This is a genomic window from Micromonospora sp. NPDC093277 (assembly GCF_044765245.1).
GTDB lineage: Bacteria > Actinomycetota > Actinomycetes > Mycobacteriales > Micromonosporaceae > Micromonospora.
In genome coordinates, this window is record NZ_JBIWJO010000001.1 from 181,458 (window position 1) to 199,951 (window position 18,494).

An 18,494-nucleotide genomic window follows, 5' to 3' on the forward strand; every position below is an offset into this window, starting at 1 on the left:
CACGCCCGGCGCCGGCTCAGTGGTGCCGGGAGGCGACCGTCGCCGCCGCCGCGACGGCCGGCAGCAGGGCGTGCGCCCAGACCCGGTAGCCGTCGGCGGAGGGGTGGTAGCCGTCGTGGCAGAGCGTGCCCGCGTCCGCCCGGAACACCGGGCCGGTCTCGGCGGCCAGGTCGACCACGCTGCCGCCGGCGTCGAGCACGGCCGAGGTCTGGGCCCGGGCGACCCGCCGGCCCGACCAGGCGAGCAGCTGCCGCAGCGGGGACGCGACCGCGCGTACCGCGCCGAGGTCGGGGCAGGTGCCCACGACCACCTCGACGTGGGCCTCGCGCAGCCGGCGCACCGCCGAGGCGAGGTACGCCGCGGCGTCCGTGGGGCGGGCCAGCGCGGTGGCGTCGTTGGCCCCGATCAGGATCACCGCCACGTCGGGGCGCTCACCGAGCAGTGCCCGGGCCACCTGGGTGGCCAGGTCGGTGGAACGGGAGCCGGACACCCCCACGCTGGACAGCTGCACCCGCCGGCCGGCCGGCCCCTCGGTGAGCAGGTGGGCCAACTGGCCGCCGATGGTCTCCTCGAAATATCCGACGCCGACGCCGAGCGCCGACGAGTCGCCGAGCAGCACCAGCCGCACCGGGGGAGCGTCCGCCCGGCCGACCGTGGCGCGCAGCGCCAGGCCCAGCTCTGGCTGCGCGTACTGGCGGCTGCGGGCGGCGATGGCCTGCCCGGCGAGGACGGCCGCCCCACCCACCGTGCCGGCGACCAGGGAGAGGGCCGCGGCCCGACCCAGCCGGACCACGAGCTCGTTACGCCCCGTCATGGCGACACCTCCCCACGGCCGGCGCAGGGGCCGGCCAGCTTGCGAGGCGCACTCATGTCACGCCCGCGTTGTGCCTGATGATGCCCCTGTCAGGCCCGCTCATGCCAGACCCTTGAGGGTGGGAGAATCGGCGGTGGGTCCCGGTTGCGGCACCGCGCCGACCCCGAAGAAGGCGCGCCGTCGCAGTTGCGCCCAGCGACCGCCTGGACCCCGGTCACGGCCCCGGACCTGGGTGCCGCTGACCTCGGTGCCGGCGTGCCGGGCCGCCTCGTGGGCCGCCTCCGGGAGCGACCGTACGCCGTCCAGGCCGGCGAGCGACGCCCGGCGCTCCTGGCCGGCGCCGAGCGCGGAGAGCAGGGTGGGCAGCAGGGCCGCCGCGGCGACCGCGTAGCCCTCGGCGGACGGATGGAACCGGTCCCAGGCGAACATCCGGGCCGGCTCCGCGACGAACCGGGGACCGAGCAGGTCACCGAGGGAGACCGTCCGGCCGCCCGCCTCGACCACGGCCACCGTCTGGGCGGCGGCGAGCTGACGGCTCCAGCGGCGGGCCAGCCAGCGCAGCGGCGGGTGGATCGGCTGGATCGCCCCCAGGTCGGGACAGGTGCCGACGACCACCTCGCAACCGTTGGCGTGCAGCGTGCGCACGGCGTCGACCAGATAGCGCACCGCCACCGCCGGCGCCGTGCGGTTGGTGACGTCGTTGCCGCCGATCAGGATGACCGCGATGTCCGGATTGACCTCAAGGGCCGACTCGACTTGCGGCTTCAGCCCCGCGGACAGGGCGCCCACCACGGCGAACCGGTGCAGCCGCACCGGCCGGTGCAGCCGGCGGGACAGGCCGGTGGCCAGCAGCGCGCCCGGCGTCTCGCGGCGGCGGCGCACGCCGTAGCCGGCCGCGGAGGAGTCGCCGAGCATGACCATGGTGATCGGCGGGTCGGGGAGCTTCGCGCCGTACACTCCGTCGCAGCGCGGCGGGGGCGCCTCGGCCATCGGGATGGTGCGGCGGGCCTGCCGGGCCTGGCCGAGCAGCACGCCGCCGGTCGCGACGGTGGCCGCCACGGTGGCGCCCGTGCCGATCGCCGCCAGGCGGGCGATCCGCCGGACATCGCGCCAACCGGCCGGTGCGACGGAACCAGCGTCCCCCATGAACCGACATTATCGCGCCGCACCGACAACCCGCTCTCCCGCGATTCGTGCGGCTGGACGGCGACGGTTCGGGGTATCTGAGGCGACAGTGGCGAAACTTGCGCCGGGACCGCACGCTGGTGGCGGAAAGGGGCGACGAGAATGGCGAAGACATTGAAGCGGAGCGCGGCGTTCGCCGCGCTGGCCCGGGCGATGATGGCGGGGGCGCGGAGCGGTCCGTCGGTGGGCGCGCGGCTGGCCGCCCTGCCCCGGATGGTCTGGGCCACCGCGAAGGGCGAGTACGACGGCGGCCTGCGGCTGGCCCTGATGACCGCGGCGACGGCGTACATCGTCTCGCCGATCGACCTGATTCCGGAGTTCCCGCTGGGGATCATCGGCCTGGCCGACGACGCCGTGATGGTCAGCTGGCTGGCCGGCAGCGTGCTCGCCGAGACCGAGCGCTTCCTGGAGTGGGAGGCGCGTCGCAGCTCCGTCATCCCCGGGCATGTGGTGCCCTGACGGCACGTACCCTGGGCGACGAAAAGACGTCCGCCCGGCCGCCGGCGCCGGTGCCGCAACGAAGGGCACAACCAGGTGCAGTACTACGACAACGTCGTCGAGCTGATCGGCAACACCCCGCTGGTACGGCTGCGCAACGTCACCGAGGGCATCCAGGCGACCGTGCTGGCGAAGGTGGAGTACGTCAACCCGGGCGGTTCGGTGAAGGACCGCATCGCGATGCGGATGGTGGAGGACGCCGAGAAGGCGGGGATCCTCAAGCCCGGCGGCACCATCGTCGAGCCGACCAGCGGTAACACCGGCATCGGGCTGGCCCTGGTGGCCCAGCTCAAGGGCTACAAGTGTGTCTTCGTCTGCCCGGACAAGGTCAGCCAGGACAAGCAGGACGTGCTGCGGGCCTACGGCGCCGAGGTGGTGGTCTGCCCGACCGCGGTCGCGCCGGAGGACCCGCGTTCCTACTACAACGTCTCCGACCGGCTGGCCCGGGAGATCCCCGGCGCCTGGAAGCCCAACCAGTACAGCAACCCGGCCAACCCCCGCTCGCACTACGAGACCACCGGCCCGGAGCTGTGGAAGCAGACCGAGGGGCGGATGACGCACTTCGTCGCGGGCGTCGGCACCGGCGGCACCATCTCCGGCATCGGCCGCTACCTCAAGGAGGCGTCCGACGGGCGGGTCAAGGTCATCGGCGCGGACCCGGAGGGCTCGGTCTACTCCGGTGGCACCGGGCGGCCCTACCTGGTCGAGGGAGTCGGCGAGGACTTCTGGCCGGAGACGTACGACCGGTCCGTCGCCGACGAGATCGTCGAGGTGTCCGACAAGCAGTCCTTCGAGATGACCCGGCGGCTGGCCCGCGAGGAGGGGCTGCTGGTCGGCGGCTCGTGCGGCATGGCCGTGGTCGCCGCACTGGAGGTGGCCCGCAAGGCCGGCCCGGACGACGTGATCGTGGTGCTGCTGCCGGACGGCGGCCGGGGCTACCTGTCGAAGATCTTCAACGACAGCTGGATGGCCCGGTACGGCTTCCTGGACAACGCCGGCGCGGAGCCGACCGTGGCCGACGCGCTCGCCAGCAAGCCGGGTGCCCTGCCCGAGCTGGTGCACGTCCACCCGACCGAGACGGTGCGCGACGCCATCGACTACATGCGCGAGTACGGCGTCTCCCAGCTTCCGGTGCTCAAGGCCGAGCCGCCGGTGGTGACCGGTGAGGTGGCCGGCTCGATCGCCGAGAAGGATCTGCTCGACGCGCTCTTCACCGGGCAGGCCCACCTGCACGACACCATCGAGCGGCACATGGCCGAGCCGCTGCCGATGATCGGCGGCGGGCAGCCGGTCAGCGAGGCGGTGGCCATGCTGGAGAAGGCCGACGCCGCGCTGGTGCTGGTCGACGGCAAGCCCAAGGGCGTGCTGACCCGGCAGGACCTGCTCGCCCACCTCGGCGCGCGCTGAGCGGTAAGGAGGGGCCCCTTCTCAACGCCTCGCGCAAAGGAGGGGCCCCTTTCTAACACCCGATGGGTCGGGCGTAGCGGAGTTGGGGGACGAGCGCCGAGCCGATGTGTTCGTCCCGCCGCTCGCCGGTGGGTGCCCAGCCGCCGCGCTCGTAGAAGCGGCGGGCGGACGCGTTCTCCTCGAGCACCCAGAGCACCGCGCGGGACCAGCCGCGCGCCCGCATCGCGGCCAGGGCGTCGACCATCAGCGTCCGGCCGCTGCCCCGGCCCCGCTCCGTCGGCTCCAGGTGGATGGCGTTGAGCAGGCCGGTCTCCGGGTCGTCGGCGTCGTCCGGCCCGAGGTAGCTGAAGCCGGCCAGCCGGCCGTCGCGCTCGGCCACCGTCATCCGGTGGTCCGCGCCCTCCCAGGTCAGCCGTTCCACCCAGTACCGGCCCAGCTCCTCCGGCGTCGGCCGGGCCAGCGCCGCCGCCGGCAGGAACGACGAGTACGCCGTCACCCGGGACCGTTGGTGCAGCGCGCCGATCGCCATCAGGTCGGCCGTGGTGGCGGGGCGTAGCGTGACGGTCACCGGGCCGAGACTACCCGCCGGGGCGGCACCGGCACGGTCATCAGGTCCTCGGCGATCACCAGCTCACCGCTGAAGTGCTGCCGGGCCTCGTCGGCGAACCGGCGCGGGTCGGCGTACCGCTGGGAGAAGTGGGTGAGCACGAGGGTGCGTACCGCCGACTCGGCCGCCACCCGCGCGGCCTGCGCGGCGGTGAGGTGGCCGACCTCGGCGGCGAGCGCGGCCTCCGAATCCAGGAACGTCGACTCGATGACCAGCAGGTCGGCGTGCTCGGCCAGGGCCCACACCCCGTCGCAGAGCCCGGTGTCCATCACGAACGCGAACCGCTGTCCCGGCCGGGTCACGCTCACCTCGTCCCGGGTGACGCGGCGTCCGTCCAGGTCCAGGTGGCCGTCGCGGAGCAGCCTGCCGACCGTCGGGCCGGCGATGCCGTACGCGGCCAGCTTCTCCGGCAGCATCCGGCAGCCGTCCGGCTCGACGAGGCGGTAGCCGTACGTCTCGATCGGGTGCCGAAGCCGGCGGGCCTCCAGTGTGCCGATGCCCAGGGTGATCCGCTGCCCGTCGGCTCCGATCGGCTCGACGGCCAGTTCGGCGGTCTCGTGGAAGCTCGCCGCGTGGCGTAGCCGGGCGAAGTAGTCCGCGCCGCCGGCGGGGAAGTGCACCGTCACCGGGTGCGGCACCCGGTCGAGCGAGAGCCGTTGGATCACGCCGGGCAGGCCCAGGCAGTGGTCGCCGTGGAAGTGGGTGACGCAGATCCGGGTGAGGTCGGTGGCGGAGACCCCGGTGTGCAGCATCTGTCGCTGGCTGCCCTCGCCGGGGTCGAAGAGGAGCACCTCGTCGTCCCAGCGCAGCAGGTACCCGTTGTGGTTGCGCTGTCGGGTGGGGGCCTGGCTGGCCGTCCCCAGCACCACCAGCTCGCGCATGGACACGGCTCCTCCTGCTGCTGACATGAAGCGACCCCCGGGGCTTCCGCGTTCGCACGCGGGCCGGCTGGACTGGGCCGGCACCCCGGGGGTCGGGTGGCTGTCGTGAATTCGCCGTACCGCTGCCACACGGTCTCGACGACGGTGCCTGTGTCCGCCTCGCGGCGGACGGGATTACTGTCGAGGACAGCGGCTAGCGGACAGCCACCTCACGAGTCCGATTGCTATACAAAGCTGGACCACCTCCTTTCCCGTGTACCGCCACGCTATCCACTTCCGCGTGACCCCGGCAACGGATTTGGATCACAGGCCCGTACCGGCCGGCGACCAGAGGCGCTGCGGCGCCCGGGTGCCGGGGAAGAGCAGGTCGACGAAGCGTTCGGCGGTCGGCTGCGGTTCGTGGTTGGCCAGGCCGGGCCGCTCGTTCGCCTCGACGAAGACGTGCTCGGGCCGGTCGGGGGCGGGTACCAGCAGGTCCAGCCCGGTGACCGGGATGTCCAGCGCCCGGCTGGCCGTCACGCACGCCTCCGCGATCACCGGGTGCAGGTCGGCGGTCACGTCGTGGATGGTGCCGCCGGTGTGCAGGTTGGCGGTCCGGCGTACGGCGAGCACCTGCCCCTCGGGGAGCACGTCGTGCATCCGGTACCCGGCCTCGGCCACCACCTCGCGGGTCATGTCGTCGACCGGTATCCGCGACTCGCCCTCGGTGGCGGCGGCCCGCCGCCGGCTCTGCCGCTCGATCAACTCGGTGACGTCGTGCACCCCGTCACCGGTGATCTGCGCCGGCCGGCGTACCGCCGCGGCCACCACCTCGTGGTCGATGACGATCACCCGCAGGTCCTCGCCCGCGCAGCGCTGTTCGATCAGCACGTCCGGGCAGAATTGCCGGGCCAGCTCGACCGCCGCGGTCAGCGCCTCCGGCGTACGCACCCCGACGGTGATGCCTCTGCCCTGCTCGCCCCGGGTCGGCTTGACCACCACCGGGCCGACGTCGGCCAGGAAGGCCAGGTCGTCGGCGTCGCCGGTGGCGGTCCGGCCACGTGGTACGGGCAGTCCCGCCTCGGTGAGGATCCGTCGGGTCACCCGTTTGTCGTCGCAGCGGCTCATCGCCACCGCCGAGGTCAGCTCCGACAGCGATTCCCGGGTGTGGACGGTTCGGCCGCCGTTGGCCAGTCGCAGCTCGCCCCAGGTCGGATCGGTGACCTCCACCCGGATGCCACGCCGCATCGCCTCGTCGGCGACGATCCTGGCGTACGGGTTGAGCTCGTCGTAGCCAGCCGGGGTGGCCGGGAGGAAGAGCCGCTCGTTGATCGGGTTCTTCCGCTTCACGCACAACGTGCCGGTGCGGTGGAAGCCGAGCCGCTCGTAGAGCCGGATCGCGCCGGAGTTCTCGGCCAGCACCGACAGGTCCACGTACGCGCGTCCCCGCGCGTCGAGCCGGTCGGCCAGCGCGGTGAGCAGGGCTTGGCCGGTGCCGGGCGGCGCGGTGTTGAAGTCCACGGTCAGGCACCAGAGGCTGGCCCCGTTCTCCGGGTCGGCGAAGACCGCGGCGTGGTCCACCCCGGTGATGGTGCCGACCACCTCGCCGGTGGCGTCCTCGGCGACCAGGTGCAGGAACTTGTCGCTGGCGGAGTTGTCGACCAGCACCTGCACCGGGGCGGTGACCATGCCGTTGCGGGCGTAGATCCGGTTCACCGCGTCCGCGTCGTCGGCGTCGTACAGCGGGCGGATGGCCAGGCCGGGGACGCCGCCGTTCCCGGCGGCGGCCGGCCGGCGCCCGCCGAGCGGCAGCCGGTAGGTCAGCGACGGGTCGATGAACAGCTCGTCCGGTAGCCGGGAGACGAGCACGTGCGGGTCGCGCAGGTAGATGCAGATGTCACGGGCGCCGGCCGCCTCCGAACGCAGCACGTCGGCGACGGCGGTCTGCTCGGTGAAGGTCTGCCCGAAGACCAGCCGGCCCCAGCCGCAGTCCAGCACCTTGCCGGACGCGTCGGACGGTTGGCGTCGGGGCTCGCGAGTGCCGGGGGCGACCGGGTCGCCGCCCGGGCCGACTCGTTCTCGGCGGCCGCCCGGCATCCGTTCCCGGTCGAGTCGAGCCGTGCCGGTGGCGAGGGTGTCGGTCATGGTCAGCCGATTCCGTGGTGCTGGAGCCACATTTCCAGGAGTCCGAGTTGCCACAGCTTGTTTCCGTTCAACGGGGTCAGTTCGGCGTTCGGGTCGGCGAGCAGCGCGTCGACGTACTCGGCGCGGAACAGGTCGCGGCGGCGGGCCTCGGGCGCGGTGAGGGCGTCGCGTACCCGGTCGAGGAGCTTGCCCTCCAGGTGGGTGAGGCCCGGCACCGGGAAGTAGCCCTTCGGCCGGTCGATCACCTCGTGCGGCAGGATCCGGCGGCCGATCTCCTTGAGCACACCCTTGCCGCCCTGGGCCAGCTTCAGCTCCGGCGGGCAGCTCGCGGCCAGCTCCACGAACTCGTGGTCGAGGAACGGCACCCGGGCCTCCAGCCCGTGCGCCATGGTCATGTTGTCCACCCGCTTGACCGGGTCGTCGGTCAGCATCACCTGGGTGTCGATCCGCAGGCCGGCGTCGACCGCGGTCTGCGCCCCGGGCCGGGCCAGGTGCGCGGCCACGAACTCCCGGGCCGGGTCGCCGTCGGCCAGCCACGCCGGGTTGAGCACCCGGGCCAGGCCGGCCGCGTCGCGGTCGAGGAAGGCCCCCGTGTACGTCTCGAGCGCGCGCTCCCGGTCCACTTCGGCGAGCGGCGGGTACCAGTGGTAGCCGCCCAGGATCTCGTCCGCGCCCTGGCCGGACTGGACCACCTTGACGTGCCGGGCGACCTCCTGGCTGAGCAGCCAGAACGCGACGCAGTCGTGGCTGACCATCGGCTCGCTCATCGCCCCGACGGCGGCCTCCAGCGGCGGCAGCAGGTCGCCGGTGGGCACCCTGATCCGGTGGTGGTCGGTCGCGAAGGTCTTCGCGACCAGGTCGGACCAGACGAACTCGTCGCCCGGCCGGCCCCCGACCGCGTCGAAGCCGATGGAGAACGTGGCCAGGCCGGACTGCCCCTCCCCGGCCAGCAGCGCGACGACGAGGCTGGAGTCCAGGCCGCCGGAGAGCAGCACACCGACCGGCACGTCGGCGACGGTCCGCCGGCGTACGGCGGTGGTCAGCGACTCCAGCAGCGCGTCCTGCCAGTCCCGCTCGGTCCAGCCGGCCCGCTCGGCGGTCCGGCCGAAGGACGGTTGCCAGTAGACCCGCTCCCGGGCCGATCCGTCCGGCTCGTACACCCGGACCGTGGCCGGGGGGAGCTTGGCGGCGCCGCGCAGGATGGTCCGCGGCGGCGGCACGATGCTGTGGAAGCTCAGGTAGTGGGCGAGCGCCACCGGGTCGATCGAGGTGTCGATCCCGCCGCCGGCCAGCAGCGCCGGCAGGGTGCTGGCGAAGCGGACCAGGCCGGGTGTCTTGGCGAGGTAGAGCGGCTTGATGCCGAGGCGGTCCCGGGCCAGTACCAACCGGCCGGTGTCCCGCTCGCTGATCGCCACCGCGAACATGCCGATCAGGTGGTCGACGAAGTCCAGCCCCCACTCGGCGTACGCCTTGACCACGACCTCGCTGTCTCCGGAGGAGAAGAAGTGGTGGCCCTTGGCCTGCAGCTCCGCGCGCAGCTCACGATAGTTGTAGATACAGCCGTTGAAGACGCCGGTGAGGCCGGCGGCGGCGTCGACGATCGGCTGGCCGCTCGCCGCGGAGCAGTCGATGATCTTCAGGCGGCGGTGCCCCAGGGCGATCGGGCCCTGTGACCACACCCCGCTGTCGTCCGGTCCTCGGTCCTTCATGGTGGCCGCCATCCGCTCCACCGCCGCCACATCGGCGCGTGAACCGTCATGGCGGAACTCCCCAGCCAGTCCGCACATGCCGGCCCATGCTGCCAGAGGTCGTCACGGCTCGCCTGTTGAGCTGATGACGATTGGTGGCGGGATTGCTAGGATGCCCGGCCGATCCCGTTCAATGCTGCTCAGGTGCCGGTGTTTCGTGCCCCGCCCGCTCAGGTGACCGGAATGATCCGGGCCTGCGTTGTGACAAACACCGCAGGCCCGGAAACGGACATCGAGTCGGTCAGCCGGCGGTACGTGCCACGCCGACCGGGCAGCTCAGCCCGTTGGGGCCGTGGTTGCAGTACCCGTTCGGGTTCTTGGTCGGCGCGAGGTACTGCTGGTGGTAGTCCTCGGCAAAGTAGTAGTCACCGAGCCGGGCGATCTCCGTGGTGATCTCGCCCTTGCCTGCCCGCGCCACGATCGGCGCGAACGCGTCCCGGGACGCCTGCGCGGTGGCGAACTGCTCGTCGGTGGTGACGTAGATCGCCGATCGGTACTGCGTGCCGACGTCGTTGCCCTGGCGCATGCCCTGGGTCGGGTCGTGGTTCTCCCAGAAGACCTTGAGCAGGTCCTCGTAGCTGATCCGGGTGGGGTCGTAGACCACCTGGACCACCTCGGCGTGCCCGGTCATCCCCGAGCAGACCTCCTCGTAGGTCGGGTTCGGGGTGATGCCACCCGCGTAGCCGACCGAGGTCGTGATCACGCCGGGGAGGGTCCAGAACAGCCGCTCGGCACCCCAGAAACAGCCCATCCCGAAGACGGCGACCTGCGAGCCCTCCGGGAACGGACCCTTCAGCGAGGAGGGCAGCACCTCGTGCCGGTCGGAGATCGGCATCGTGATCGACCGGCCCGGCAGGGCCTGGTCGGGGGTGGGCAACTCGGCCTTCATACGGCGAAGGAACACGGTGGGACTCCTCTCTTCCCTCTCCCAGCGTGCAACACCGCCGGTCTCCGCTTCCTTACCCGCCCCTGCCGCCCTCAGGCCAGGGCGGCGGCGATCCGGCGGGCGAAGCCCGTCGCCTCGGCGTCATCCGTGTAGCGGGTACGCGGCCAGAAGAAACCGCGCAGCCCGTCGCCCTTCGTCCGGGGCACCACGTGGGTGTGCAGGTGCGGCACCGACTGGGACACCTTGTTGTTGACCGCCACGAACGTCCCGCCGGACCCCAGTCCGGTCTCCACCGCCACGATGATCTGCTGCACCAGCCGGAAGTAGCCGGGCAGCACCTCGGCCGGCAGCGTGTCGAGGGTGACCAGGTGGGCGCGCGGCACCACCAGCACGTGCCCCTTGAAGACCGGCCGGGTGTCCAGGAAGGCCACGCCGTCCGGTTCGTCGGCGACGACGAACGCGGGCACCTCGCCCGCCACGATCCCGCAGAACACACACCCACTCACCCGGCCAGGCTATGCCGAACTCGCAGGCGTTGCCCGACACCACCCACCGGGTCAGGCCGGGTCGAGGTACGCATTCCATTTATCATCCGGCACCCCTGAGGGCCCGGTCTCGCCGCTCGCCAGCCGCGCCCGGACATCGGTCTCCCAAGCGAGTGCCCAACTGTCCAGGGCCGCAACATCCGCCTCGGTCAGGCGGTAGGACGCGAAGGTCTCGGGATCCAACTCGGTGATGCCGCCAAGCCGGTCGGCCAGCTCCTGAAGGGTGAACCCAACCGTGTAGCGGCGAAGCCGATGTGCAACAGCCGCCGATGCAGTTTTTCCATGATCAGGAAGTAAGCTCTGGAAGCCGCCGTTCCCAGATCGCCACCAGGCGCCGGGCGGTCAGTCGCTTGATGCGGGGCCAGTCGCGACGTAACAGAGCGGCGTTGACATAGTGAAGGATGTCCTCCCGTTGGCCGCAGTCCATCAGCGTCCGGTAGAGCGTCAGCCGCTGCCGCGGATCGGCCACGTTGAATTCGGTGAGGCCGGACCAGGCCAGACGGACGGGAAGCTCGACCCGGCCATGGTCCGGGCCGGTCAGCTGCGCTAATGAGGCCGGGATGCGTTCGACCGTGCCGATTAGGCGCGAGGGAAGGGCCGCGGATGAGGTCACCGAGCCAGTATCGCCGACCGGTACGACAGGGTGTTGACGCGGCGTGCGCCGGGTTGTGCCTGCCCGGGCGGTGTGGCCGACTAACGTCTCGGGAATGAGTCACGGCTTCGAGACGCTCGCCATCCACGCCGGCCAGGACCCCGAGGCCCGCACCGGCGCGGTGATCCCACCGATCTATCAGACCAGCACCTATGCCCAGGACGCGGTCGGCGCGCCCCGGCAGGGCTATGAATACAGCCGCTCCGGCAACCCGACCCGGGACGCGCTCCAGGAGTGCCTGGCCGCCCTGGAGGGCGGGCCGGTGGCGCTCGCCTTCGCCAGCGGCCTGGCCGCCGAGGACACCCTGCTGCGCACCGTCTGCAAGCCGGGCGACCACGTGGTGATCCCGGACGACGCGTACGGCGGCACCTACCGGCTGTTCGCCAAGGTCGCCGAGCGGTGGGGCCTGGACTACACCCCGGCCAAGGTCTCCGACCCGGACGCGGTGCGGGCCGCGATCCGGCCCGGCACCACGAGGATCGTCTGGGTGGAGACGCCGACCAACCCGCTGCTCGGCATCGCCGACATCGCCGCCCTGGCCGCCGTCGCGCACGAGGCCGACGCGCTGCTGGTGGTCGACAACACCTTCGCCTCGCCGTACCTGCAGCAGCCGATCGCGTTCGGCGCGGACGTGGTGGTCCACTCCACCACCAAGTACATCGGCGGGCACTCCGACGTGGTCGGTGGCGCCCTGATCGCCGCCGACCGGGCGCTCGGCGAGGAGTTGCGCTACCACCAGAACGCGATGGGTGCGGTCAACGGGCCGTTCGACGCCTGGCTCACGCTGCGCGGCATCAAGACCCTCGGCGTACGCATGGACCGGCACTGCGACAACGCCGAGCGGATCGCGGCCTACCTGGACGGTCACGCCAAGGTCGGCCAGGTGCTCTACCCGGGCCTGCCGTCGCACCCCGGGCACGAGGTCGCCGCCAAGCAGATGCGCCGGTTCGGCGGCATGATCTCCTTCCGCGCCGCGGGCGGCGAGGAGCACGCCGTGGAGATCTGCAACCAGGCCAAGCTTTTCGTGCTCGCCGAGTCCCTCGGCGGCGTCGAGTCCCTGATCGAGCACCCGGGACGGATGACACACGCAAGTGCCGCCGGCTCGCCGCTTGAAGTTCCCGGCGATCTCGTGCGACTGTCTGTCGGCATCGAGACGGTCGACGACCTGCTCGCCGATCTGGAGCAGGCGCTGGGCTGACCGCTGGCTGGGGAGGGTGGCCGTGCCGGACATCATGCCGACGACCTGGGTGGGGGCGACCGCCAAACAGATCGCCCGGGGCGTACGCCGGGGTGACGTCTCGGCCACCCAGGTCGTGGCGGACCACCTGGACCACGTCGCGCACGCCGACGCCGACCTCGCCGCGTTCCGCACGATCCGCGGCGTGGCGGCGATCACCGAGGCGGAGAAGGTCGACGAGCAGGAGGACCTGGCCAACCTCCCCCTCGCCGGGGTGCCGGTCGCGGTCAAGGAGAACACCCCGGTCGCTGGGCTGCCCACCTGGAACGGCTCCGCCGCGATGCGTACGCCGGTGGCGGAGGCCGACCACGAGGTGGTCCGGCGGCTGCGCGGCGCGGGCGCGGTGATCCTCGGGGTGACCCGGATGCCGGAGCTCGGCCTCTGGGCCCTCACCGACGACGAGACCGGGGCCACCCGCAACCCCTGGGACCTGTCGCGTACCCCCGGCGGCTCCTCGGGCGGTGCGGCCGCCGCGGTCGCCGCCGGGCTGGTGCCGATGGCGCACGGCAACGACGGACTCGGCTCGATCCGCATCCCGGCCGCGTGCTGCGGGCTGGTCGGGCTCAAGCCCGGCCGGGGTGTGATCCCCTACCAGCTCGGTGCGGACGACTGGTTCGGCCTCGCCGAGCACGGCGTGCTCACCGGCACGGTGGCCGACGCGGTGGTCGGCTTCTCGGTGCTGGCCGGTCGCCGCCCCGACAGGCTGGAGCAGCCGTCGCGGCTGCGGGTCGGCGTCTCGCTGCGCTCCCCGGTGCGCGGTGTCGCGCCGGACGCGCCCAACCGGGACGCGGTGGCCGCCGCCGGGCGGCTGCTCGCCGCCGCCGGCCACGACACCGTCCCCGCCGACCCGGTCTACCCGACCCGGCTGGGTCTGCAGGGGATCGCCACCTGGTTCGCCGCGGCCGCCTCCGACGTGCGGGCCGCCGGGGTCCAGCGGGGTGGCCTCCAGCGTCGCAGCCGCCGGCACGTCACGCTCGGCGAGTGGGCGCAGCGCCGGGGGTACGTCCGCGAGGCCGACCGGCGCGCCTGGCGCGAGCGGTCGGTGGCCTTCTTCACCGACCACTCGATCGACCTGCTGCTCACCCCGGCGTTGGCCGGGCCGCCGCCGGAGGCCGCCGGCTGGTCCGGCCGGTCCTGGCTGGCGAACATGAAGACCAACATCCGGTACGCCCCGTACGCCGCGCCGTGGAACATCGCCGGGCTGCCGGCGATCGTGGTACCGGTCGGCCGCCGCCCGGACGGCCTGCCGGTCGCCGTGCAGTTCGTCGGCCCGCCCGGCTCCGAGCTGCTGCTGCTCGGCGTCGCCGGCCAGTTCGAGTTGCAGGCCCCCTGGCAACGGCACGCTCCCGGCTATCCCCGGGTCGGTACGGGGTCGCCGGCAACCGCATGATCGTCTAGCGTGTGCGCACCCCCACACTCCCTGGACGGTCAACGATGCGCTGCCACACCTGCGGGGACGAGACGTCCCCGAGCGACAACGAGTGCCAGAGGTGCAACACCCCGCACGGCCAGCCCGCCGTCACCCCGGGCGTGCCGACCTACTCGGTACGCGGAATCGGGCTGGCCGCCTCGATAGCGGTCGGCGCGGCCGCGGTGCTCTATGTCGTGGTGGCGCTCTTCCCGCTGGTCGGCGCCGTGCTGGCGCGGCGTGCGGCGGACCGCCACGACCCCGACGTGCTGCTCGGCGCGGTGCTGGTGGAGATGGCGTTCACGCTGCCGTTCCTGCTGGCGTACGTGACCGCCGCCGTGCTGGTGATCATCTGGACCTGGCGGGCCCGGAAGAACCTGGACGCCTTCCCCGGCGCACTGCCCCACCTCGGTGCCGGGTGGGCGATCGCCGGCTGGCTGGTGCCGTTCGCCAACTTCGTGGTGCCCTGCCGGGTGGTCGCCAACATCGCGCGGGACAGCCTCTGGAAGCGGTTCACCCCGGACCTGGTCCTCGTCTGGTGGGTGGCGTGGCTGGGCTTCAGCCTGGGGGAGCGCTTCGTCAGCAGGCGTGACGACCAGGCGTACGCCCGCCTGCCCGAGCAGCCCGTCTCCGACGCCGATTTCGAGGAGTACGTGGACTTCTACCAGGGCGTGCTCGGGTGGCACCTGGTCCCGCTGATCGCCTGCCTGGTCGCCGCGGTGTCGCTGATCGTGCTGGTCCGCCGGATCTCCACCGCCCAGCAGGGGCGGATCGCGCTCGGTGCGCCTGCCTGGCCTGCTCACCCCGGCGTCCCGCTCGGGTACGGCTATCCGGCGCAGCCCGTCATCGCGCCGTCGCCGCAGGTGGCGACCGATCCGACGGGGACGTCGCCGAAGGTTCCGCCGGGGTCGGGTGGCACGATCGGGGCATGACGGAACTGGTCGGCCTCGCCGACGTACGGGCTGCGCGGGAACTGCTCGCCGGCGTCACCCGCACCACCCCGCTGGAACCCTCCCGGCCGCTCAGCGCGGTCCTCGGCGGGCCGGCGTGGCTGAAATGCGAGAACGTGCAACGCGCCGGGTCGTACAAGGTGCGCGGGGCGTACGTGCGGATCTCCCGGCTGTCGGCCGAGGAACGGGCCGGCGGCGTGGTCGCGGCGAGCGCCGGCAACCACGCGCAGGGGGTGGCGCTCGCCGCCGGCCTGGTCGGGGCCCACGCCACCGTCTTCATGCCCGTCAACGCCCCGCTGCCGAAGGTGGCCGCGACCAAGGGGTACGGCGCCACCGTCGAGCTGGTCGGCAACACGGTGGACGAGTCGCTGGTCGCGGCGCAGACCTTCGCCGAGCGGACCGGCGCGGTGTTCATCCACCCGTTCGACCACCGGGACGTCATCGCCGGGCAGGGCACCGTCGCGTTGGAGATCCTCGAGCAGTGCCCGGAGGTGAAGACCATCGTCACCGGGGTGGGCGGCGGTGGTCTGATCTCTGGCATGGCGGTGGTGGCCAAGGCGCTGCGTCCCGACGTACGGGTGATCGGGGTGCAGGCGGCGAGCGCTGCCGCCTTCCCGCCCTCACTCAAGGCCGGCGCCCCGGTACGCCTGCCGTCGTTCTCGACCATCGCCGACGGTATCGCGGTGGGCTGTCCCGGCGAGCTGACCTTCACCCACGTCCGCGAGCTGGTCGACGAGATCGTCACCGTGTCGGAGGAGGACATCTCCCGGTCGCTGCTGATGCTGTTGGAACGTGGCAAGCAGGTGGTGGAGCCGGCCGGCGCGGTCGGGGTGGCCGCGCTGCTGGCCGGGGCGGTCGAGGTCGAGGCGCCGGTGGTGGCGGTGCTCTCCGGCGGGAACATCGACCCGCTGCTCATGCTCCGGGTGATCGAGCACGGCCTCGCGGCGGCCGGCCGCTACCTGCGGGTCACCGTCCGTTGCTCGGATCGGCCGGGTCAGCTGGCCTCGTTGCTCAGCGAGATCGCCGAACATCGGGCCAACGTGGTCGACGTGGAGCACCAGCGGGTCAATCCGCGCCTGCGCCTCGGTGAGGTGGAGGTGGCGCTCTCGGTGGAGACCCGCGGTGTGGAGCACTCGGACACTTTGATCAGCGCCCTGCGGGCCAGCGGCTACCAGGTGGTGTTCGCCGGCGAGGCGTGATCCGGCCCGGGGCGAGAACGAAGCGACCGCCCCGGCCGGCGGGCCAGGGCGGTCGCGGGTGGCTCGGGTCCGACCGGCCTGTCAGCCCCGGTCGGGTGATCGAACCCGGCCGGTGGTCGGGCGCGGAGCCCGATTCTGGGCTCAGCCGGTGAACGGCTCGAACTTGACGACGGTCACCTTGATATCGGCGCCGCTGGGCGCCGTGTAGGTGCAGTGCTGGCCCGCCTTGCCGCCGAGGATCGCCCGGCCGAGCGCGGACTCGGGGCTGTAGACGGTCAGGTCGGTGGTGGAGGCGATCTCCCGGGAGCCGAGCAGGAAGGTGTCGGTGTCGTCGGGGTCGTCGTCGAAGTAGATCGTGACGACCATGCCGGGCGACACCACGTCGGCCGACGGTGCCTCGCCGACCTTGGCTGTGCGCAGCAACTCCTTCAGGTAGAGGATGCGGCCCTCCGCCTTGCCCTGCTCCTCGCGGGCGGCGTGGTATCCGCCGTTCTCGCGCAGGTCGCCCTCCTCGCGGCGGGCGTTGATCTCGGCGGCGATGACTGGCCGGTTGGCGATCAGCTCGTCGAGCTCGCCCTGCAGACGGTCGTGCGCGTCCTGCGACAGCCAGGTGGCGGGCGCCTCGTTGCCATTGGTGGACACAGGCGATCTCCTTGGTCGTGCGGTACCGGCTGACAGGTGAACCACCAAGTTACCAGTGCCGTACCTCTCCGGGTGCCGTAGATCACCAGGGGTGGCGGCGGCGGGACCCCGGGTAGCTGTTCCGGCAGTTCCCGGTCGTCACGTTCGGGCGATCCGTCCGGCGGGTCGCCGTGGCCGTGGTCAGGTGGCCGGCCGGCAGCGCAGCACCTCGCCGACGAACGGCCGGGCGGTCGTGGGCAGCTCGTGCCGCACGGTCACCCGCCGCTCGCCCGGTCGGGCGCTCACCGCGACCTCGGCGTGGCCCACCTCGGCGCCGTCGTGGGCGCGGGCGCGCAGCAGGCAGGTCGCCGAGCCGCCCGGGGGCAGGGTGACCCGGAAGTCGACCACCACCCGGGAGTCGGTGATCCCGGTGTAGGTGATCACCTCGGCCCGGTACTCGGGGTCTCCGTACTGGTTGTAGAGCTTCACGGCGACCAGGCCCATGACCGCCATCAGGCCGGCCGCCAGCAGCGCCCGAACGATGGGACGGCGGCGCCCCGGCTCCCGGCGTCGGCCGTAGCGGCCGGGCGGGAAGACCGGCGCACCCGGTGCGATTGTGGCGTGCGTCTCGCTCACCGGCGGGTATCTCCTGGCGTTGTTGTCGGCGGCATCGGCAAGAATGGCAGAGTCCATCTTCCCAGCCCGGCGCTGAGTCAAGGATGGCAGGTCGGCCCGCCGCCGGCCGGCCAGCACGGGGGCTTTCACGGGCGCGGGGGAGATTCCGGCAGGTCAGCCGGCTGGTCCCGGGTGGGCCAGGCCGGCGGGCACACACGAGGAGCGCCGAAGGTGGCAGAGCAACTGCGTCTCATGGCCGTGCACGCCCATCCCGACGACGAGTCGAGCAAGGGCGCCGCGACCACGGCGAAATACGTCGCCGAGGGGGTGGATGTCCTGGTTGTGACCTGCACCGGCGGCGAGCGGGGCAGCGTCCTCAACCCGAAGATGGACCGCCCGGACGTCTGGGCCAACATGGGCGACATCCGCCGCGCCGAGATGGACGCGGCCCGCGCGATCCTCGGCATCGAGCAGGCCTGGCTCGGCTTCGTCGACTCCGGGCTGCCCGAGGGCGACCCGCTGCCGCCGCTGCCCGAGGGCTGCTTCGCACTCCAGGACGTGGCGGTCGCCGCCCTCCCGCTGGTGCGGCTGATGCGGCAGTTCCGTCCCCACGTCGTCACCACCTACGACGAGGAGGGGGGCTACCCGCACCCGGACCACATCATGACCCACAAGGTGACCGTCGCCGCCTTCGAGGCCGCCGGTGACCCGGAACGCCACCCGGAGCTGGGCGAGCCGTGGCAGCCGCTGAAGCTCTACTACGACGTCGGCTTCTCCAAGGGCAAGATCATGGCGCTGCACGAGGCCATGCTCGCCGCCGGCCTCGAGTCGCCGTACCAGGACTGGCTCAAGCGCTGGGACGAGCGGCCCGACAAGGGCTCGCGGATCACCACCCGGGTCGAGTGCGGGGAATACTTCCCGGTCCGCGACGACGCCCTGCGCGCCCACGCCACCCAGATCGACCCGGACGGCTTCTGGTTCCACGTGCCGATGGACCTGCAGCAGCGCGCCTGGCCGACCGAGGATTACCAGCTCGCCCGCTCACTGGTGGACAGCCCGCTGCCGGAGTCCGACCTCTTCGCCGGGGTCCGTGAGACGTGCCGTGCCCGCTGATTTC

At 72.5% G+C, this 18,494-nt stretch carries 18 protein-coding genes; 7 read left to right on the forward strand and 11 right to left on the reverse strand.

What is annotated here, in order from left to right; translation table 11 throughout:
* Positions 1-16: 16 nt before the first annotated feature.
* Both ACIRG9_RS00845 and ACIRG9_RS00850 read right to left on the reverse strand, forming a co-directional pair.
* Positions 17-814 carry an SGNH/GDSL hydrolase family protein gene (locus ACIRG9_RS00845; protein ID WP_402848192.1) on the reverse strand — a complete coding sequence of 266 codons (798 nt, stop codon included), beginning with the start codon at positions 812-814 and terminating at the stop codon, positions 17-19.
* Between the two features lie 99 nt (positions 815-913).
* The gene (locus ACIRG9_RS00850; RefSeq protein WP_402848194.1) at positions 914-1,960 is read right to left on the reverse strand and encodes an SGNH/GDSL hydrolase family protein; all 1,047 of its coding nucleotides are present in this window, start codon (positions 1,958-1,960) and stop codon (positions 914-916) included.
* 141 nt (positions 1,961-2,101) lie between these two features.
* On the opposite strand from ACIRG9_RS00850, the gene ACIRG9_RS00855 reads away from it, so the two are divergent.
* Complete coding sequence (locus tag ACIRG9_RS00855) at positions 2,102-2,458, forward strand: YkvA family protein (RefSeq protein ID WP_402848196.1); 357 nt, start codon at positions 2,102-2,104, stop codon at positions 2,456-2,458.
* Between the two features lie 75 nt (positions 2,459-2,533).
* A complete protein-coding gene (locus ACIRG9_RS00860) occupies positions 2,534-3,904 on the forward strand; it encodes a cystathionine beta-synthase (RefSeq protein WP_402848198.1) in 1,371 nt (456 codons plus the stop codon).
* Positions 3,905-3,956: 52 nt separating this feature from the next.
* Here ACIRG9_RS00860 and ACIRG9_RS00865 read toward each other — a convergent pair whose 3' ends face one another.
* The 7 genes from ACIRG9_RS00865 to ACIRG9_RS00895 all read right to left on the reverse strand — a co-directional run bounded on the left by ACIRG9_RS00865 (position 3,957) and on the right by ACIRG9_RS00895 (position 11,308).
* On the reverse strand, positions 3,957-4,472 hold the full coding sequence (locus tag ACIRG9_RS00865) for a GNAT family N-acetyltransferase (RefSeq protein ID WP_402848200.1): 516 nt from the start codon (positions 4,470-4,472) through the stop codon (positions 3,957-3,959).
* The gene (locus tag ACIRG9_RS00870) at positions 4,469-5,398 is read right to left on the reverse strand and encodes a ribonuclease Z (protein WP_402848202.1); all 930 of its coding nucleotides are present in this window, start codon (positions 5,396-5,398) and stop codon (positions 4,469-4,471) included. The genes ACIRG9_RS00865 and ACIRG9_RS00870 overlap by 4 nt, the downstream gene beginning before the upstream one ends.
* A gap of 297 nt (positions 5,399-5,695) precedes the next feature.
* The gene (gene ngg / locus ACIRG9_RS00875) at positions 5,696-7,516 is read right to left on the reverse strand and encodes an N-acetylglutaminylglutamine synthetase (RefSeq protein ID WP_402848204.1); all 1,821 of its coding nucleotides are present in this window, start codon (positions 7,514-7,516) and stop codon (positions 5,696-5,698) included.
* 2 nt (positions 7,517-7,518) lie between these two features.
* On the reverse strand, positions 7,519-9,303 hold the full coding sequence (locus ACIRG9_RS00880; RefSeq protein WP_402848206.1) for an N-acetylglutaminylglutamine amidotransferase: 1,785 nt from the start codon (positions 9,301-9,303) through the stop codon (positions 7,519-7,521).
* A gap of 202 nt (positions 9,304-9,505) precedes the next feature.
* Positions 9,506-10,168, reverse strand: coding sequence for a peptide-methionine (S)-S-oxide reductase MsrA (gene msrA, locus ACIRG9_RS00885; protein WP_402848208.1), 663 nt, complete (start codon positions 10,166-10,168; stop codon positions 9,506-9,508).
* Between the two features lie 74 nt (positions 10,169-10,242).
* Positions 10,243-10,656 (reverse strand): HIT family protein, encoded by a 414-nt coding sequence (locus ACIRG9_RS00890; RefSeq protein WP_402848210.1) that lies wholly within the window; start codon positions 10,654-10,656, stop codon positions 10,243-10,245.
* A 325-nt stretch (positions 10,657-10,981) separates the two neighbouring features.
* Positions 10,982-11,308, reverse strand: a complete 327-nt coding sequence (locus ACIRG9_RS00895) for a hypothetical protein (protein WP_402848212.1) — start codon at positions 11,306-11,308, stop codon at positions 10,982-10,984.
* Positions 11,309-11,402: 94 nt separating this feature from the next.
* Here ACIRG9_RS00895 and ACIRG9_RS00900 point away from each other — a divergent pair, with 94 nt between their 5' ends.
* Genes ACIRG9_RS00900 through ilvA form a run of 4 tightly spaced genes read left to right on the forward strand, consistent with a single transcriptional unit; the run spans position 11,403 to position 16,141 of the window.
* Positions 11,403-12,545, forward strand: coding sequence for a cystathionine gamma-synthase (locus ACIRG9_RS00900; protein ID WP_402848214.1), 1,143 nt, complete (start codon positions 11,403-11,405; stop codon positions 12,543-12,545).
* Positions 12,546-12,561: 16 nt separating this feature from the next.
* Positions 12,562-13,974: an amidase gene (locus tag ACIRG9_RS00905; RefSeq protein WP_402848216.1), complete on the forward strand. Its 1,413-nt coding sequence runs from the start codon at positions 12,562-12,564 to the stop codon at positions 13,972-13,974.
* A gap of 44 nt (positions 13,975-14,018) precedes the next feature.
* Positions 14,019-14,924, forward strand: coding sequence for a DUF4328 domain-containing protein (locus ACIRG9_RS00910; RefSeq protein WP_402848218.1), 906 nt, complete (start codon positions 14,019-14,021; stop codon positions 14,922-14,924).
* A complete protein-coding gene (gene ilvA / locus ACIRG9_RS00915) occupies positions 14,921-16,141 on the forward strand; it encodes a threonine ammonia-lyase (RefSeq protein WP_402848220.1) in 1,221 nt (406 codons plus the stop codon). The genes ACIRG9_RS00910 and ilvA overlap by 4 nt, the downstream gene beginning before the upstream one ends.
* 141 nt (positions 16,142-16,282) lie before the next feature.
* Here the strand turns inward: ilvA and greA are convergent, their stop codons facing one another.
* Together greA and ACIRG9_RS00925 are read right to left on the reverse strand one after the other, a co-directional pair.
* The gene (greA, locus tag ACIRG9_RS00920; RefSeq protein WP_402848222.1) at positions 16,283-16,783 is read right to left on the reverse strand and encodes a transcription elongation factor GreA; all 501 of its coding nucleotides are present in this window, start codon (positions 16,781-16,783) and stop codon (positions 16,283-16,285) included.
* Positions 16,784-16,963: 180 nt separating this feature from the next.
* Positions 16,964-17,398 (reverse strand): DUF4307 domain-containing protein, encoded by a 435-nt coding sequence (locus ACIRG9_RS00925; RefSeq protein ID WP_402848224.1) that lies wholly within the window; start codon positions 17,396-17,398, stop codon positions 16,964-16,966.
* Between the two features lie 210 nt (positions 17,399-17,608).
* Here ACIRG9_RS00925 and mca point away from each other — a divergent pair, with 210 nt between their 5' ends.
* Complete coding sequence (mca, locus tag ACIRG9_RS00930; protein ID WP_402848226.1) at positions 17,609-18,490, forward strand: mycothiol conjugate amidase Mca; 882 nt, start codon at positions 17,609-17,611, stop codon at positions 18,488-18,490.
* Positions 18,491-18,494: the final 4 nt, after the last annotated feature.

What these genes read in the sequence shown, in the direction of transcription:
- ACIRG9_RS00900 (WP_402848214.1), top strand. Translation starts at nt 11,403, where the DNA reads ATGAGTCACGGCTTCGAGACGCTCGCCATCCACGCCGGCCAGGACCCC.
- ngg (WP_402848204.1), bottom strand. Translation starts at nt 7,516, where the DNA reads ATGACCGACACCCTCGCCACCGGCACGGCTCGACTCGACCGGGAACGG.
- ACIRG9_RS00845 (WP_402848192.1), bottom strand. Translation starts at nt 814, where the DNA reads ATGACGGGGCGTAACGAGCTCGTGGTCCGGCTGGGTCGGGCCGCGGCC.
- ilvA (WP_402848220.1), top strand. Translation starts at nt 14,921, where the DNA reads ATGACGGAACTGGTCGGCCTCGCCGACGTACGGGCTGCGCGGGAACTG.
- ACIRG9_RS00880 (WP_402848206.1), bottom strand. Translation starts at nt 9,303, where the DNA reads ATGTGCGGACTGGCTGGGGAGTTCCGCCATGACGGTTCACGCGCCGAT.
- ACIRG9_RS00850 (WP_402848194.1), bottom strand. Translation starts at nt 1,960, where the DNA reads ATGGGGGACGCTGGTTCCGTCGCACCGGCCGGTTGGCGCGATGTCCGG.
- ACIRG9_RS00910 (WP_402848218.1), top strand. Translation starts at nt 14,019, where the DNA reads ATGCGCTGCCACACCTGCGGGGACGAGACGTCCCCGAGCGACAACGAG.
- ACIRG9_RS00855 (WP_402848196.1), top strand. Translation starts at nt 2,102, where the DNA reads ATGGCGAAGACATTGAAGCGGAGCGCGGCGTTCGCCGCGCTGGCCCGG.